Consider the following 15401-nt stretch of genomic DNA (forward strand, 5'->3'; position numbering starts at 1 on the left):
CAATGGACACCCTTGCCGTTCGGCTAATCGTTCCCCTTGCCGGGCCGATAGTGGACTCTCACCACCAAGTCATCCAATCGCCACCACGCGGTTTGGAACAGCGCCCGTCACGGCGCTACGCGCCATGCCTGGCGCACACATAAAAAACCCGGCACTGCCGGGTTTCAGAACTAACTCACATCAGGCTTAAATGAAGTAATCGCCGTTATCCATGCCCAAATCAACGCCGCCTAAATTACGCGCAAAGCTGGTGGGGTTATTGGCAACATGCGCTCTAGCTGTGTGGATATCTAAAAATCGCTGCTGAATCTCGCTGCCTAGAAATACTGACTGGCCGCCAGCTACTTCAAACAGGGAATCGACAATCGCAATACTTTTACTAATCACTAAAGAGGCGTGGTAGCGGTAGCGCACTCGATCTTCCACTGGCACCGGCTGCCCAGCTTCTACTAAAGCCATCATGGCATCGAAGTTGCGGAATAACAGCGCTTCCATTTCGTCGATGCCATTCACCGCCGCAGCAATACGCTCTTGCACCTGAGTATCACCGGCGAGCTTAGTTGGGTCGCCGCTGGCCTTGTTTAGTACCGCATGCTTATACAGCTCAACCGCGGCCTTACACGCGCCAATCGCTGGCGTGCAAACCACGCGAATAAAGGTTTGAGCCCACGGTAATTGATATAAAGGCGCTGTGTTTACCGCCTGTCCTGGATTCGTACAGGCAAAGCCGTCGCTCTGTTTGTGGGTCATATAATCAGGAACAAAGGCATCTTTCACCTCTATGTCATTACTGCCCGTACCCTCTAAGCCCATCGACCGCCAGGTATCAATGATCTGATAATCCCCCTTGGGAACAAGGAATGTGCGGTAACCGTCGCCAGGAATTATCGCGCCCAATAGCACCCATGTGCAGTGATCGCTACCACTAGACCAACCCCAGCGGCCACTCAGTTTAAAGCCGCCGTCGACAACAGCGACCTTACCCATTGGCGCATAAGACGATGAAACGCGTGTATGAATATTATCGCCCCAAATAGCTTGCTGGGCACGATCATCCATCACCGCTATTTGAAACGCGTGCACCGCGATAATACCGCTGGCCCAAGCCGTCGACATACAGGCTTCTGCGAGCGCGATTTGCATACGGAAAAAATCTTGGGGAGACAATTCTAAACCGCCGTAACGCTTTGGCTGTAAAGCCAAGAAAAAGCCGAGTTGCTGCAATTCATCAATTGAAGCCTGCGGCACTTTGCGCAACGCTTTAGTCTCTGCCGCGCGCTCGCGCAAACGCGGTTGCATCGCCGTTATAGCAGCCATCATCTCGGCAACAATTGAGCTCTTGGCTGCGTTTTTAGCTTGCGCTTCGCCCATACTGTATCTCCTGTCATTATCTTCAATTGCACCATAGGGTGCGGCTTTCGCTAGGCCTTAATACTCGTAGTTTACGCGTCGGGCATATTAAATTTGTGGCCCCACAAACTCGGCAAGCTCGTTACCGTTGGGGTAAAACCTTCCCAATTCATTTGCAGACCGTCGGTGCCGAATTCCATTGCAAACCCAGCAGGCGTCGCCATATAAAAGGACAGCATATTGTCGTTGGTGTGTCGGCCTAAGCTAGACACTATCGGGATACCCGCTGCATGAACGCGATCGAGACAATAACCAACTTCGTCTACGTCAGTAACTTCCAGCATTAAATGCACACAAGCAACCGGGTTCACCGCATCTTCATATAGCGCTAAACTATGGTGACGCGGATTATTAACATGCATAAAATTCAAGCCTTGACCCGGGTCATTGGGATCAGGCGAAAAGTGAAAATGCATGTAATCGCTGTCGCCAAAACCCAAAACATCGGTGTAGAAAGCGTGGGTCTCAGCAAGCTTGGACGCTGGCAATACGGCATGACCAAAACCCATATCACCGTTAAATCCGGTTTCAAAGCCAGAGATCCCCCGGGGCGAAATAAACTTACCGTAATCCAGCTCAGCACCCCAATACAACTCTAGCTCGTTGCCGGAGGGGTCTTGCAACTGAATTAAGCCACGCACGCGACGCGATTTAGCACGGGCGGCAGATCCTTCAGTGAAATCAATGCCCGCGGCCTGCAATTCTTCCTTTGCTTGTTTAAAACCCGCTTCGTCGGCTAATTCCCAACCACAGTAACGAAGGCGATTTTGCTCCGCTTTCACTATGGCAAAGCGATAAGGCCGCTGATCCATCTTAAGGTAGACGCTACCGTCGTCACTCGGCACGTTCATCAATCCCAGTATATTTGTACCGTAATCCTGCCACTCCGAGGGATCAGTCGATTCAATAACAACATAACCTAAGCTGCGAACATCCATCATTTATTCCCTTATTATCAAAGCTGGCGAGCCACGCTGTTTACGTATTGCGCAGCGCGTAATCCACCACATATTCACGCCGCTCGGCAAATACTTCCGGCACGTCAGCAACATTAACGTAAAACTGTTGATACCACTGACGTAGGCGGTTTATCGGGCCATCACCATCACAGAGCACCGGATTGTCGACTCGCGTTTTGGTATGCCATATATGTACATCTTGAAAGAAGGCCGTGCGATTTTGCTCAGTATACTGGCGCGCCACGTCATTATTTTGTTCGTCGCTCATGCCCGCAATTTTCTTCACGGCAACTCCAAACCGCAAATCAAAACTATTAAGATCAATTGGCACATGCGTTACTAGCAAACGTGACGCGACCTCCATGCCCTCGACCTGCCCTGTCATATACGTGTTCATATACGCGGGACCGTGGTAAGTCGCCTCTGACTGCAACTCACCATCTTCAGCTAGCAACTCAGAACCGCCGGTTAACTGCTGGCAGTAGGTGTGCTTGTAAACAATATTTTTGAACTCTTTAATTGGCGCGCCATGTATGGGGCCAAAATGGGCGACGTCAGCCATATTATCAATCAGCTCACGCGCATTGGTATTGATGCTCATCACATCCATTTGCCAAATTGTCCACTCATCACTGAATATGTCATCGATACGCGGCGGGCGCTGCTCTTCTATCGGCGGACTCCCTTCAGGATCAAACCACATAAACAGCAAGTGATTTTCTTCCAAGGTGGGGTATGAGCGAATCACGGCCTTGGCCGGTATACGCTTAGCGTAGGGAATATCATCACAGACACCGTCAGGGCCCCAGCGCCAGGCGTGGAATGGGCAGCGGATCGAGTTACCCTCGACACAACCTTCGCTCAGGTCGGCTCCCATATGCGGGCAATAACCGTCTAGCACATGCATTTCGCCATCTTCACCGCGATAAGCAACCAAGCGTGTGCCAAAATAGTTGAGCTTAACGGGTGTGCTGGTATATTCACTGGCCAAGCCGAGGCAATACCAGCCACGCGCATAGCGGTCAGGTAATTCTGCCGCTTCAATAATATGCGGCTGACGCGACACTGACGCTGGCTGACTCATGGTAATTCTCCTGATTAAACTCTGATCGCAATGGACTTAGCACGGTGAAAAATTCTCACACATGCCCCCACGCCGCACCATCCTCCGTTTAGACGACCTGAGAATTCACTGTAATCATCTGTTTTTTATAATTATTTTCATAATAAATCGCCGCTAAATACAAGTGTTTAGCGGCGCTCGGCAAAAAGGCTCAAACCGCGACAAATGCGCGCATACTCTGCGACACTTTATTCGCACACCTAAATTCTTAAAGTAAAGTGGCCCAAACGCCAGATACAAAAAAGCCCTCATACGAGGGCTTTTTATCAGTGTAAAACCGCCACCGCAGTGACGGAAACACTTATCTCATAAACAGCATTTCGGCATATTTAGGCAGCGGCCAAAGATCGTCCGCAACAAGACCCTCAAGGGCGTCAGCATGACCGCGCACTTCTAACATTAAGCTGCGCAACGTGCCCGCCGCATACTGCATATGTGCCTCAGTTGAGTCAAAGTCATGAACAGCCAAAGCGGCATTCAACGTAGCTACTGCAGCCATCATGGCATTGGCTTCATTCGCTACTGCGGTCGCCACACTGTTATCTAGTTTAATACCCAAAGACGACATTGCAGTGCTAGTGGTCGTCAGCTGCGATAGGTACTCAACAGCCGCAGGGTAAATACTCGTTGTGGCCATATCAACCACTAGCTTACCTTCTACCTCGATCGCTAGCAGGTACTGCTCAGAGTAAACTTCGAAGCGGCTTTCTAACTCAACAGGCGTGAATACACCGGTGCTTGAAAACAGCTTAACAATCGCCTCGTCACGCAAGTACGGTAGCGCATCAGCCGTTGTTGGCAGATTTTTCAAGCCACGATCTTCTACTGCAACGCGGTGCCACTCAGCAGAGTAGCCGTCGCCACCGAAAACAACATTGCTGTGTTTTTCCATCAGCACCTTAAGTACCTTGATCGCCGCTTCAGCGACATTGGTACCAGCGGCTAATTCAGCCTCTAACTGATCCGCAATCCAGTTCAATGAATCAGCCAGCACGGTATTCATGGCAACCAAGGGGCCAGAAACTGAGGCAGAAGATCCCACTGCGCGGAACTCAAAACGGTTACCTGTGAAAGCGAATGGCGAGGTGCGATTACGGTCACCAGGATCGCGCTCGAACTTCAGAATCTGACTCAAACCCAGATCCATAAGGCCACCCACTTCTGACTTCAGTAACTTACCTTCTTTGATGTCATTAAAAACACGTTCAAGCTGGTCACCCAAATAAACAGAAAGAATCGCTGGAGGTGCTTCGTTGGCACCCAAACGGTGATCGTTCGACGCAGAAGCGATAACAGCACGCAAAAGAGGTCCATAAAGGTGCACCCCGCGAATTACTGCACCACAAAAGAGCAGAAAGTTAATATTGTCGTGCGGCGTGCTGCCCGGATCCAGCAAATTACCCTGAGTTGCGTTACCAACCGACCAGTTTACGTGCTTACCTGAGCCGTTTACGCCAGCAAAAGGCTTTTCGTGCAGCAAACATACAAAGCCATGACGCTTAGCAGTCAGTTTTAACAGGGTCATCAGCATTTGTTGATGATCAGAGGCGATGTTCGCCGCCTCATAATAGGGCGCGATTTCAAACTGACCCGGTGCCACCTCGTTATGGTGGGTTTTTGCCGGAATACCCAGCTTATACAGCTTGTCTTCCAAGTCCTGCATGAAAACCTGTACACGCTCAGGGATTGCACCGAAATAGTGGTCGTCAAACTGCTGACCTTTTGCAGGTGAAGCGCCAAATAAGGTGCGGCCTGCCATGCTCAGATCAGGGCGACTAGCGGCGAAGTTAGCGTCAATCAGAAAGTATTCCTGCTCAGCACCACAGCTGGAGTTCAAGGTAGCGATTTCCGTTTCGCCCATCAGCGCCAACACGCGCTGACCGGCTTTATCCAAGGCCGAGTTAGAGCGAAGCAACGGGATTTTCTTGTCTAATGCTTCACCGGTCCAGCTCATAAATACGCTTGGAATCATCAAGGTAGAGCCATTTTCAGTGTGCATGATATACGCTGGGCTCGTTGGATCCCACGCTGTGTAACCACGCGCCGCATTGGTCATCCGCAAGCTGCCGTTTGGGAAAGAGGAGCCGTCAGGCTCACCCTTAATTAACAAGCTGCCAGTAAACTCGGTGATCGCATGACCTTCAGAGTTAGTAATAATAAAGCCGTCGTGCTTTTCAGCCGTGGCATTGGTCATGGGGTAAAAAATATGCGAGAAAAACTTAACACCTTTGCCAATCGCCCAGTCTTTCATAGCTGCGGCAACCACATCTGCCGTCGCCGCATCAAGCGGTGCGCCGGTTTGCACGGTTTTTTTCACTGCTTTAAAAGCATTCTTAGAAAGACACTGCTCCATCTTTGCAAGATTGAAAACATCGCTTGCCCAGATTTTACTGAGTGGCTCAGGCATCGTAACGGCTTGAGGCGTACGATTAGTAATCTGGGAAATAGCTTGAACGCGCGCTTGATTGCGACTCATTAAGGTGACCTCGCCTTATAGAATATTTAAGTAATGGGTATCACTTGAGCTGACTGAGATTCAGAAACTTAAATGACTGCCGTTTTGCTAGCAATAATTGCACCAGCTTAGCGCAATTCCGACTAAATTGATAAAAACTTAATAGGCTGGCGCAGTATAGCGCCAGTGGCCGCAAATACTAGCCAGGCAATAGCAGCCTAGGCCACAGCTATGCCCGCTGCCTTATTTCCCGCTATACTGCGCGCCAAAATACCCTCTATATAAAGTGACGCCGCTGCCGTGCAATTTGCCTCCAACCACTTCGACGTGATCATTCTTGGCGCAGGCGCATCGGGCTTAATGTGTGCATTGACGGCTGCCCAGCGTGGCCGACGAGTATTAGTCTTAGAAAAAGCAAATAAAGTCGGCAAAAAAATCCTGATGTCCGGCGGCGGACGCTGCAATTTCACCAACCACTTTGTAGAAGCCGACAATTTTATCTCTGCCAACCCCCACTTTTGCAAGGCCGCACTTACCCGCTACACCCAGTGGGACTTTATCAGCATGGTCGAGCGGTACGGCATCCCCTATGAAGAGCGCAAGCACAGCCAATTATTTTGCCTCAATTCCGCCAAAGACATCCTTAATATGCTATTGGATGAATGCGCTCATGCTGGCGCAGAAATCCGCAGTCACTGCAGCATCGATAAAATATCGCCACTGCCCGAACGCGCCCACTCCGACCAGCATCAGCCCGAAGACCGACGCAGCCGTTATCAAATCGCCCTACACCAAGGCCAAGCGCCATTAAAGTTCGAGTGTCACTCACTTGTCGTCGCCACCGGCGCGCTTTCCATCCCCAGCCTCGGCGGCAGTGGTTTAGGCTACGACATCGCGAATCAATTCGGCATTGCCCTCACTGAACGCCAAGCAGGCTTGGTGCCCTTTATGTTCAGCGATGCAATGAAGCCGCTATGTGAGCGCCTTTCGGGGCTCGCGCTAGAAGTTGAGGTGAGCTGTAATCAGCGTAGTTTCACCGAAAATCTGCTCTTTACCCACCGCGGCATCAGTGGCCCAGCGATACTGCAGATCTCTAATTACTGGCACCCCGGCAACGAAATAGTCATCGATCTACTGCCCAGTATCACCGCCGTAGAATGGCTGCTCAGCGCAAAGCAGCATCAAGGTAAAAGCTTATTGCGCACGGTGCTTGCACAAAAGCTATCTAAAAGCTTGGTAACAGAACTGCAAACCCTCTGGTGGGCTGATAGCGCCGACCAGGCTCTCGCCGGCTACAGCGACAAACAACTTTCAGCCATTGCCGAAAAACTTCACGCTTGGCGGCTCAAGCCCTCGGCAACAGAAGGCTATCGCACCGCCGAAGTCACCCGCGGCGGCGTAGATACAGCGGCGATCAGCTCCAAAACCATGGAAGTAAAATCCCAAGCTGGCCTGTATTTTATCGGTGAGGTCTTGGACGTGACCGGCCATTTGGGTGGTTTCAACTTCCAGTGGGCATGGTCATCAGGGTATAGCGCTGGCCTCGTTTGTTAATTCATTGCACGTAATTAAGCTTGAGCCATTGGTCAAGCACGTCAAACCCACAATCGTGATAAAATCCCGCGCTTAAAGACAAAACCGGAAATACACTGCGTTCATGCTCAGACTCACCGACATCAAACTGCCCCTACAGCACAATGACACCGAACTCCGCAGCGCTGTACTCAATAAGCTGGCCGTGGCGGAACATGAACTACTCAGCCTCCATATATTCAAGCGCAGCTACGACGCCAGAAAAAAGCACAGCATCCTACTTATCTATTTATTAGACATTGAACTTAGCCCGGCCGCCGAGCAACGCGTGTTAACGCAGTTTTCCGGTAAGTCCTTCATTGGGCCCAGCCCCGACACCCAGTATCACTTTGTGGGTCATGCCCCTAGCAACTTTCCTAGCCCCGAACAACAGCGACCTATTGTGGTTGGCTTTGGCCCCTGCGGAATTTTAGCGGCGTTAGTCTTAGCACAAATGGGCTTAAAACCGATTGTATTAGATCGCGGCCAAGACGTTCGACAGCGCACTAAAGACACGTGGGGGCTGTGGCGGGAGCGCAAACTCAACACCGAATCAAATGTGCAATACGGCGAGGGCGGCGCTGGCACCTTCTCTGACGGCAAGCTTTATAGCCAAGTTAAAGATCGTCGCTTTCTCGGTCGCAAGGTGATGACCGAGTTTGTTAAAGCTGGCGCGCCAGCAGAAATCCTGATGGTCAGCAAACCCCATATTGGCACCTTCAAGCTCGTCAAAATGGTGGAGAATATCCGCACCGAGATCACCCGCCTCGGCGGCGACATTCGCTTTAATAGCAAGGTAGAGGCCCTACATCGCGAAACAGGCGATGGCGAGTTAGGCCAAGTCACCGGCGTCACGCTTGCCGACGGCAGTCACCTCCCCAGCCGCCATATTATTTTGGCGGTGGGTCACAGCGCCCGCGACACCTTTGAAATGCTTTTAGCGCAAGGGGTTTACCTTGAAGCCAAGCCTTTCTCCATAGGCTTTCGTATTGAACACCCGCAATCGGTAATCGACGCCGCCCGCTTTGGCAACAACGCTGGCAACCCAATACTTGGGGCCGCCGATTACAAGTTGGTTCATCACTGCAAAAATGGCCGCAGCGTCTACAGCTTTTGTATGTGCCCCGGAGGCACCGTAGTTGCCGCCACATCAGAAGAAGGCCGCGTGGTTACGAACGGCATGTCGCAATACTCCCGCAACGAACGCAATGCCAATTCTGCGATTGTGGTGGGGATTGAACCTGACAAAGACTATCCCGAGCATGTGCTAGCGGGTATCGACCTACAGCGCCAGCTCGAAAGCTTGGCCTTTCAATTGGGCGGCAAAAACTATAATGCGCCCGCTCAACGGGTGGGCGATTATCTGCGCAACACGCCCTCTACCGAATTGGGTAAAGTCATTCCGTCCTACAAGCCCGGTGTGAGCCTTGGCGATTTAAGCCTCGCCCTGCCCGATTTTGCCAATACCGCGATTCGCGAAGCCATCCCCGCCTTTGACAAACAGATCAAGGGGTTTGCCATGAACGACGCGATGCTCACCGGCATTGAAACCCGCACTTCCTCACCGATCTGTATTAAACGCGGCCGCGACTACCAAAACATCAACACCAAAGGCCTCTACCCTGCTGGTGAAGGCGCAGGTTATGCAGGGGGAATTTTGTCGGCGGGGATCGACGGCATCAAGGTTGCGGAAGCAGTCGCGATTGATTTGCTGGGCTTAGATATAGCTATCCCAGACGGGCGCTAGTCTGATCTGTTAATAGCACAGGCAGATGCGATCACCGTACAATACTCAGCAATGACTCACAAGTGGGTTCCGAGCCTGATAATACCGTCTCTCCTGCGAAGACAGGAGTCCATCTCTGCGGCGTAGTGCGGCAGAAATACTTGAGCGTGCTGAGCAGATTACAGCGGATATTGCCTACACCATTTGCACCAAGCAGCTTGACGATTTCAAATTTTTCTCTAAAGCCATCACGGGCCACTGCGAGCTGTAGCTGCCGTGAAAGGCCCTAGCGACGCTCTTTTTATAAATCTAAATTCCGTGTCAGCACTTCTGCAGATTTAATAATGCGGCTAACACGGTAAAGCTCATCGTGTTTTTCTTCATCAGAATAACCTGCAGGCTCGCCTGTTCCAGCATTAACGAGCCAAGAGGTTTCAGGTCTGCGAGCACCCAACAGCTTCTTTAGCTCAGGGGCGGTAATACCTAATGCTTTTGCTGCTGCACTATTGCTGCAACGGGTCTGATTTTCGTTCAGATAATCAAGTATTAGGATGATTTTATCTTGCATTACAATAGGATCCTTACAAAGTTAATATGCGACAAAGTGTCCACCCTTGTGAGCTGATTAACTCTGTTATCAATAAAACGGGCGTTGGATCAACCAGTATAGCGCATTTCTAAGGCAATTATCTTGTCACCGCCACTAAACGGTGTGATCTGAGGTGACATGATATTCGCGACGCATTATCCGATATTTTAAGTTCGGACTGTGTTGCCAAAATGCGAGATCAGAAACCAGGCATGCAGTTTATTGAAGTGCCAAACTGTGGACATGCACCACTGCTCAGCGAGGCATGCGCTTGCAGCCATTAATTGTTTCTTGAATGAAATCATAGCAAAAGACCAATACAGTTGACGTCAACGTAAACCAGAAGTAAAGTTGGCCAACAGCAACCACAAAGCCAACTAATTTATGCCCCAACAGACTTATAGCATTTCTGATTTGGCCTCGGACTTTGACGTAAGCACTCGCACCATTCGCTTCTACGAAGAAAAAGGCCTAATCAACCCTGAACGTCGGGGCCAAACCCGAATTTACAGCGCCGCGGACCGGATTAAGCTCAAGCTGATTATTCGGGGTAAGCGCCTGGGCTTATCGCTGGAAGACAGCAAAGACATTATTGAGATGTACCAGCCCGAACACGACAACAGCCCCCAGCTCATCAAACTCATCTATAAGATTCGAGAACGCCAAGTTCTGCTTAAAGAGCAATTGCGCGACGTCGAAGCAATGCTCGCCGAACTGGACGACGCCGAAGAGCGGTGCGTTCAGGCACTCGCAGAGATGCAAAACACACAAAGTAAAACTGGCTAAGTCAGCTATACATAAGATACTCAATTAAAGGGCACCCTACTTATGAGCAACTCCTACCCCACATTGAATTTTGGCCTTGGCGAAGAAATTGACATGCTGCGCGACGCCACCTACCAATTCGCCCAGGCGGAAATCGCGCCCCGCGCCGAGGGCATCGACCATGACAATGCCTTCCCCAAGGACTTATGGCGCAAAATGGGCGACATGGGGCTATTGGGCATTACGGTTAGCGAAGAGTTTGGTGGCAGCGACATGGGCTATTTGGCCCACGTTATCGCCATGGAAGAAATCAGCCGCGCCTCAGCGTCGGTGGGGTTATCCTACGGTGCCCACTCCAATCTCTGCGTAAACCAGATTTACAAAAACGGCAATCAGGCTCAAAAAGAGAAATACCTGCCCAAGCTCTGCTCTGGTGAACACATCGGCGCCTTGGCCATGTCTGAGCCAAATGCAGGCTCCGATGTTGTGAGCATGAAACTCAAAGCCGAAAAACAAGGCGACCACTACGTGCTTAACGGCAACAAGATGTGGATCACCAACGGCCCCGACGCCAACACCTATGTTATCTACGCCAAAACAGATATGGAGGCCGGCCCGCGCGGCATGACGGCATTTATCGTAGAGCGTGACTACCCCGGTTTTAGTCGCTCACCAAAGCTCGACAAACTCGGTATGCGCGGCTCCAATACCTGTGAACTGGCCTTTGAAGATTGCAAAGTGCCCGCCGAAAATATCCTCGGTAAAGAAGGCGAAGGCGTCAAGGTATTAATGAGTGGCCTCGACTTTGAGCGCACCGTCTTGTCCGGCGGCCCTACCGGCATTATGCAAGCCTGTATGGATGTAGTCGTTCCCTATCTCCACGACCGCAAGCAGTTCGGTCAGAGCATCGGCGAATTCCAGCTAATGCAAGGTAAACTCGCTGATATGTATACCGAACTCAATGCCAGCCGCGCCTATTTATACGCGGTAGCCCGAGCCTGCGATCGCGGCGAAGCCAGCCGTAAAGACGCCGCTGGCGTTATTCTCTATTCCGCTGAAAAAGCCACGCAAATGGCCCTGCAAGCTATTCAGACCTTGGGCGGCAATGGCTACACCAATGAATTCCCCACCGGCCGCTTACTGCGCGACGCCAAACTCTACGAAATTGGCGCAGGCACCTCAGAAATTCGCCGCATGCTCATTGGCCGCGAATTATTTAAAGAAACCGTTTAATTCAATTACGCACAATGAATAACCGCCCGGCGAACAAAAGGCACAAGGGAAATGACTGTACTCAAATCCAATATCAATAGCCGCGACCCCAGCTTTGCTGAAAACGCAGCACATATGCAAGCTCAGGTCGACGACTTAAAAAGGGTCGTTGCCGCTACCACCTTCGGTGGCGGCGAAAAATCTCAGCGCCGCCACACCGAGCGCGGCAAACTACTGCCTCGCGAGCGCATCAACGTCTTGCTGGACGTCGGCACCCCCTTTTTGGAACTGTCGCAATTGGCTGCCTATGAGGTGTATGAAGAAGATCTCGCCGCCGCCGGCATCATCACCGGCATCGGTCGAATCTGCGGTCAGGAATGCATGATTATCGCCAATGACGCGACCGTAAAAGGCGGCAGCTATTTTCCGCTAACCGTAAAGAAACACCTGCGCGCACAAACCATTGCCCAAGAAAACCACTTACCGTGTATATACTTGGTAGATTCCGGTGGTGGCAATCTACCTCGCCAAGACGAGGTATTCCCGGACCGAGAACACTTTGGTCGCTTTTTCTTTAACCAGGCCAATATGTCCGCCATGGACATTCCGCAAATTGCCGTGGTCATGGGCAGCTGCACCGCCGGCGGTGCCTACATACCAGCCATGGCTGACGAATCGATTATTGTCCGCGAACAAGGCACCATCTTCTTAGCTGGGCCGCCGTTGGTAAAAGCCGCAACAGGTGAAGTCGTGAGTGCCGAAGATCTTGGCGGCGCCGATGTCCACTGCCGCACCTCAGGCGTTGCCGACCACTACGCCCAAAACGATCATCACGCCCTGCAATTAGCACGCAACGCCGTAAAGCGTTTAAACCATCGCAAGCCCCAGTCATTAGACGTGGCCCCAAGCCAAGAGCCAGCCTACCCAGCTGACGAGATCTACGGCATTATCCCCAAAGACAGCCGCAAGCCCTACGACGTTCGCGAAATTATCGCCCGCATTGTCGACGGTTCTGATTTTGACGAATTCAAGACCCTCTACGGCACCACCTTAATTTGCGGCTTCGCCCGCATTTTTGGCTATCCCGTGGGCATCGTCGCCAATAACGGTATTTTGTTTTCTGAATCGGCCCAAAAAGGCGCGCACTTTATTGAGCTGTGTGCCCAGCGCAAAATTCCCCTGATCTTTTTACAAAATATCACCGGCTTTATGGTGGGTCAGCAATACGAAGCTGGCGGTATTGCCAAGCACGGCGCCAAAATGGTCATGGCCGTGGCCTGCGCCAAAGTCCCCAAACTCACGGTATTGATCGGTGGTTCCTTTGGCGCCGGCAACTACGGCATGTGTGGCCGCGCCTACGACCCGCGCTTTATGTTTATGTGGCCCAATGCCCGTATTTCTGTCATGGGCGGCGAACAAGCGGCTGGGGTAATGGCGCAAATAAAACGCGACCAGTATGAACGGGCCAATCAAAACTGGTCTGTTGAGGATGAAAAAGCCTTTAAGCAGCCGATTCTCGACGCCTATGAAAAGCAAGGTCACCCCTATTACGCCTCGGCGCGACTGTGGGACGACGGCGTGATCGACCCCGCCGACACCCGCATGGTATTGGGTTTGAGCTTGTCGGCCAGTTTGAACAAGCCAATTGAAGACAGCAAATTTGGCGTATTCAGAATGTAAATTAACTGCCACACCAAAAAGCGACACAACCGTATATTCCGTATTCCAAACAATGGAAACGCAAACATGTTCGATAAAATTTTAATTGCTAACCGTGGCGAAATTGCCTGCCGTGTTATTAAAACTGCCCGCCGTATGGGTATTCGCACCGTGGCGGTGTACAGCGACGCCGACCGCAATGCCCTGCACGTGAGCATGGCCGACGAAGCCATTCACATTGGTGGTTCCGCAGCGCGGGACTCCTATTTAGATATTGATAAAGTTATTGCTGCCGCAAAAAAAACTGGCGCCCAAGCTATTCACCCCGGCTACGGATTTTTGTCCGAAAACGCCGTTTTTTGCCGTCGCTGCGCCGCCGAGAATATCGTCTTCATTGGTCCGCCTGCGCCAGCGATTGAAGCCATGGGCTCGAAATCCGCCGCCAAGCAAATCATGGAAAAGGCCGGTGTACCGCTGGTGCCCGGTTACCATGGCGACGACCAAGACCCCGAGATTATTCGCACAGCCGCCAACGATATGGGCTACCCAGTATTGCTCAAGGCAACCGCAGGCGGCGGTGGTAAAGGTATGCGCCAAGTATGGAGCGCAGAAGAATTTGACTCTGCCCTAGCCGCCGCCAAGCGCGAAGCCATGAACGGCTTTGGCGACGACACCATGCTGGTCGAAAAATACCTTACCCAGCCCCGTCATATTGAAATTCAAGTGTTCTGTGACAGTCACGGCAATGCGGTGTATTTGTTCGAACGCGACTGTTCTATTCAACGCCGCCACCAAAAAGTGGTAGAAGAAGCGCCCGCACCGGGCATGACCGAAACCCTTCGTGCGGAAATGGGACAAGCCGCCGTGCGCGCCGCACAGGCCATTGACTATATTGGCGCCGGCACCGTTGAGTTTCTCCTCGACGTTGATGGCCGTTTTTACTTTATGGAAATGAACACCCGCCTACAGGTGGAACACCCAGTCACCGAAATGATCACCAGTCTCGACCTGGTTGAGTGGCAGCTGCACGTTGCTGCTGGCGGCACCCTGCCCCTTAAGCAAAACGAATTGCAAATCAATGGCCACGCCATTGAAGTACGTATTTACGCCGAAGATCCAGAAAATGAATTTTTACCCCAAACCGGCACCCTGCACTTTTTAGAACCCCCCGCAGAATCTGCCCATGTGCGCATCGACACTGGTGTTATTGAAGGTGACGAAGTCAGTGTTTTTTATGACCCAATGATCGCCAAGCTGATTGTTTGGGGCAGCAATCGTCAGCGAGCCCTGCGCCGGCTAAGTAATGCATTAAAAGACTATCGACTAAACGGGGTCACCACCAATATCGATTTTCTCTACACCCTAATTAGCCACCCCGCATTTTGCAACGCCGACTTCGACACCGGCTTTATTGGTAAACACGAAGCCAGCTTGTTCAGCAACACCGCCAGCCAACTTGGCGACACGCTGCCCCTAGCGGCGCTCTATTTGATCCTGCGCCAAAAGCAAATCATTGCCGAGCGCGCCAGCAATAGCGTCGACGCCAACTCGCCGTGGAATAATGCCCACAGCTGGCGCCTGAACCAACCTGCCCAGCATCGATTTGATCTGCAGTTTGGTGACGAAGTCATCGCCCTTAGCGCCACCGCACAATCATCAAATTCTGATGCCAGCTTTGTGATTCGCAGCGGCGACGCCGAATTTACAGTCAGCGGTGAATTGCAGGGGCGAGTGCTGCTGGCCGATATTAACGGCCACCGCCAGAGCGTCAGCGTGTCTGAACACGATGGCGGCTACAGCATGTACAGCGCTGAGCGCGCCGTGCACTTCAATATCAAACGTCCAGACTTAGGCGACAACAGCGGCGACGCCACCGAAAATCAATTAGTCGCGCCCATGAACGGAACCGTAGTCAGCCATTTGGCTACCGA

The 15401-nt window shown here is 51.7% G+C and carries 11 protein-coding genes; 6 read left to right on the forward strand and 5 right to left on the reverse strand.

All coding sequences use genetic code 11. From position 1 onward, the window contains the following. Positions 1–186: 186 nt before the first annotated feature. The 4 genes from ABYP33_RS13220 to ABYP33_RS13235 form a co-directional block, all read right to left on the reverse strand. Positions 187–1371 carry an acyl-CoA dehydrogenase family protein gene (locus tag ABYP33_RS13220; RefSeq protein WP_373091504.1) on the reverse strand — a complete coding sequence of 395 codons (1185 nt, stop codon included), beginning with the start codon at positions 1369–1371 and terminating at the stop codon, positions 187–189. Positions 1372–1442: 71 nt separating this feature from the next. Then, positions 1443–2351 carry a VOC family protein gene (locus ABYP33_RS13225; protein ID WP_373091505.1) on the reverse strand — a complete coding sequence of 303 codons (909 nt, stop codon included), beginning with the start codon at positions 2349–2351 and terminating at the stop codon, positions 1443–1445. A gap of 37 nt (positions 2352–2388) precedes the next feature. Continuing rightward, positions 2389–3453: a Rieske 2Fe-2S domain-containing protein gene (locus ABYP33_RS13230; RefSeq protein WP_373091506.1), complete on the reverse strand. Its 1065-nt coding sequence runs from the start codon at positions 3451–3453 to the stop codon at positions 2389–2391. A 340-nt stretch (positions 3454–3793) separates the two neighbouring features. Further along, positions 3794–5968, reverse strand: coding sequence for a glutamine synthetase III (locus ABYP33_RS13235; protein ID WP_373091508.1), 2175 nt, complete (start codon positions 5966–5968; stop codon positions 3794–3796). Between the two features lie 279 nt (positions 5969–6247). On the opposite strand from ABYP33_RS13235, the gene ABYP33_RS13240 reads away from it, so the two are divergent. Continuing rightward, entirely contained in the window at positions 6248–7501 is a 1254-nt protein-coding gene (locus tag ABYP33_RS13240) for an NAD(P)/FAD-dependent oxidoreductase (protein WP_373091510.1), read from the forward strand. A 103-nt stretch (positions 7502–7604) separates the two neighbouring features. After that, entirely contained in the window at positions 7605–9266 is a 1662-nt protein-coding gene (locus tag ABYP33_RS13245) for an NAD(P)/FAD-dependent oxidoreductase (protein WP_373091511.1), read from the forward strand. Positions 9267–9546: 280 nt separating this feature from the next. Here ABYP33_RS13245 and ABYP33_RS13250 read toward each other — a convergent pair whose 3' ends face one another. Beyond that, positions 9547–9813 carry a hypothetical protein gene (locus tag ABYP33_RS13250; protein WP_373091512.1) on the reverse strand — a complete coding sequence of 89 codons (267 nt, stop codon included), beginning with the start codon at positions 9811–9813 and terminating at the stop codon, positions 9547–9549. Between the two features lie 405 nt (positions 9814–10218). On the opposite strand from ABYP33_RS13250, the gene ABYP33_RS13255 reads away from it, so the two are divergent. From ABYP33_RS13255 to ABYP33_RS13270, 4 genes are all read left to right on the forward strand, one after another. Further along, positions 10219–10620, forward strand: coding sequence for a MerR family DNA-binding transcriptional regulator (locus ABYP33_RS13255; protein ID WP_373091514.1), 402 nt, complete (start codon positions 10219–10221; stop codon positions 10618–10620). A gap of 42 nt (positions 10621–10662) precedes the next feature. Beyond that, positions 10663–11832 (forward strand): isovaleryl-CoA dehydrogenase, encoded by a 1170-nt coding sequence (locus ABYP33_RS13260; RefSeq protein ID WP_373091515.1) that lies wholly within the window; start codon positions 10663–10665, stop codon positions 11830–11832. Positions 11833–11883: 51 nt separating this feature from the next. Then, positions 11884–13491, forward strand: a complete 1608-nt coding sequence (locus ABYP33_RS13265) for a carboxyl transferase domain-containing protein (RefSeq protein WP_373091516.1) — start codon at positions 11884–11886, stop codon at positions 13489–13491. Positions 13492–13557: 66 nt separating this feature from the next. Continuing rightward, positions 13558–15401: acetyl/propionyl/methylcrotonyl-CoA carboxylase subunit alpha (locus tag ABYP33_RS13270; protein WP_373091517.1), on the forward strand; the 1844-nt coding region annotated here is incomplete at its 3' end.

Source organism: Zhongshania sp. (genome assembly GCF_041584495.1).
In the GTDB taxonomy this organism is placed as follows: Bacteria; Pseudomonadota; Gammaproteobacteria; order Pseudomonadales; family Spongiibacteraceae; genus Spongiibacter.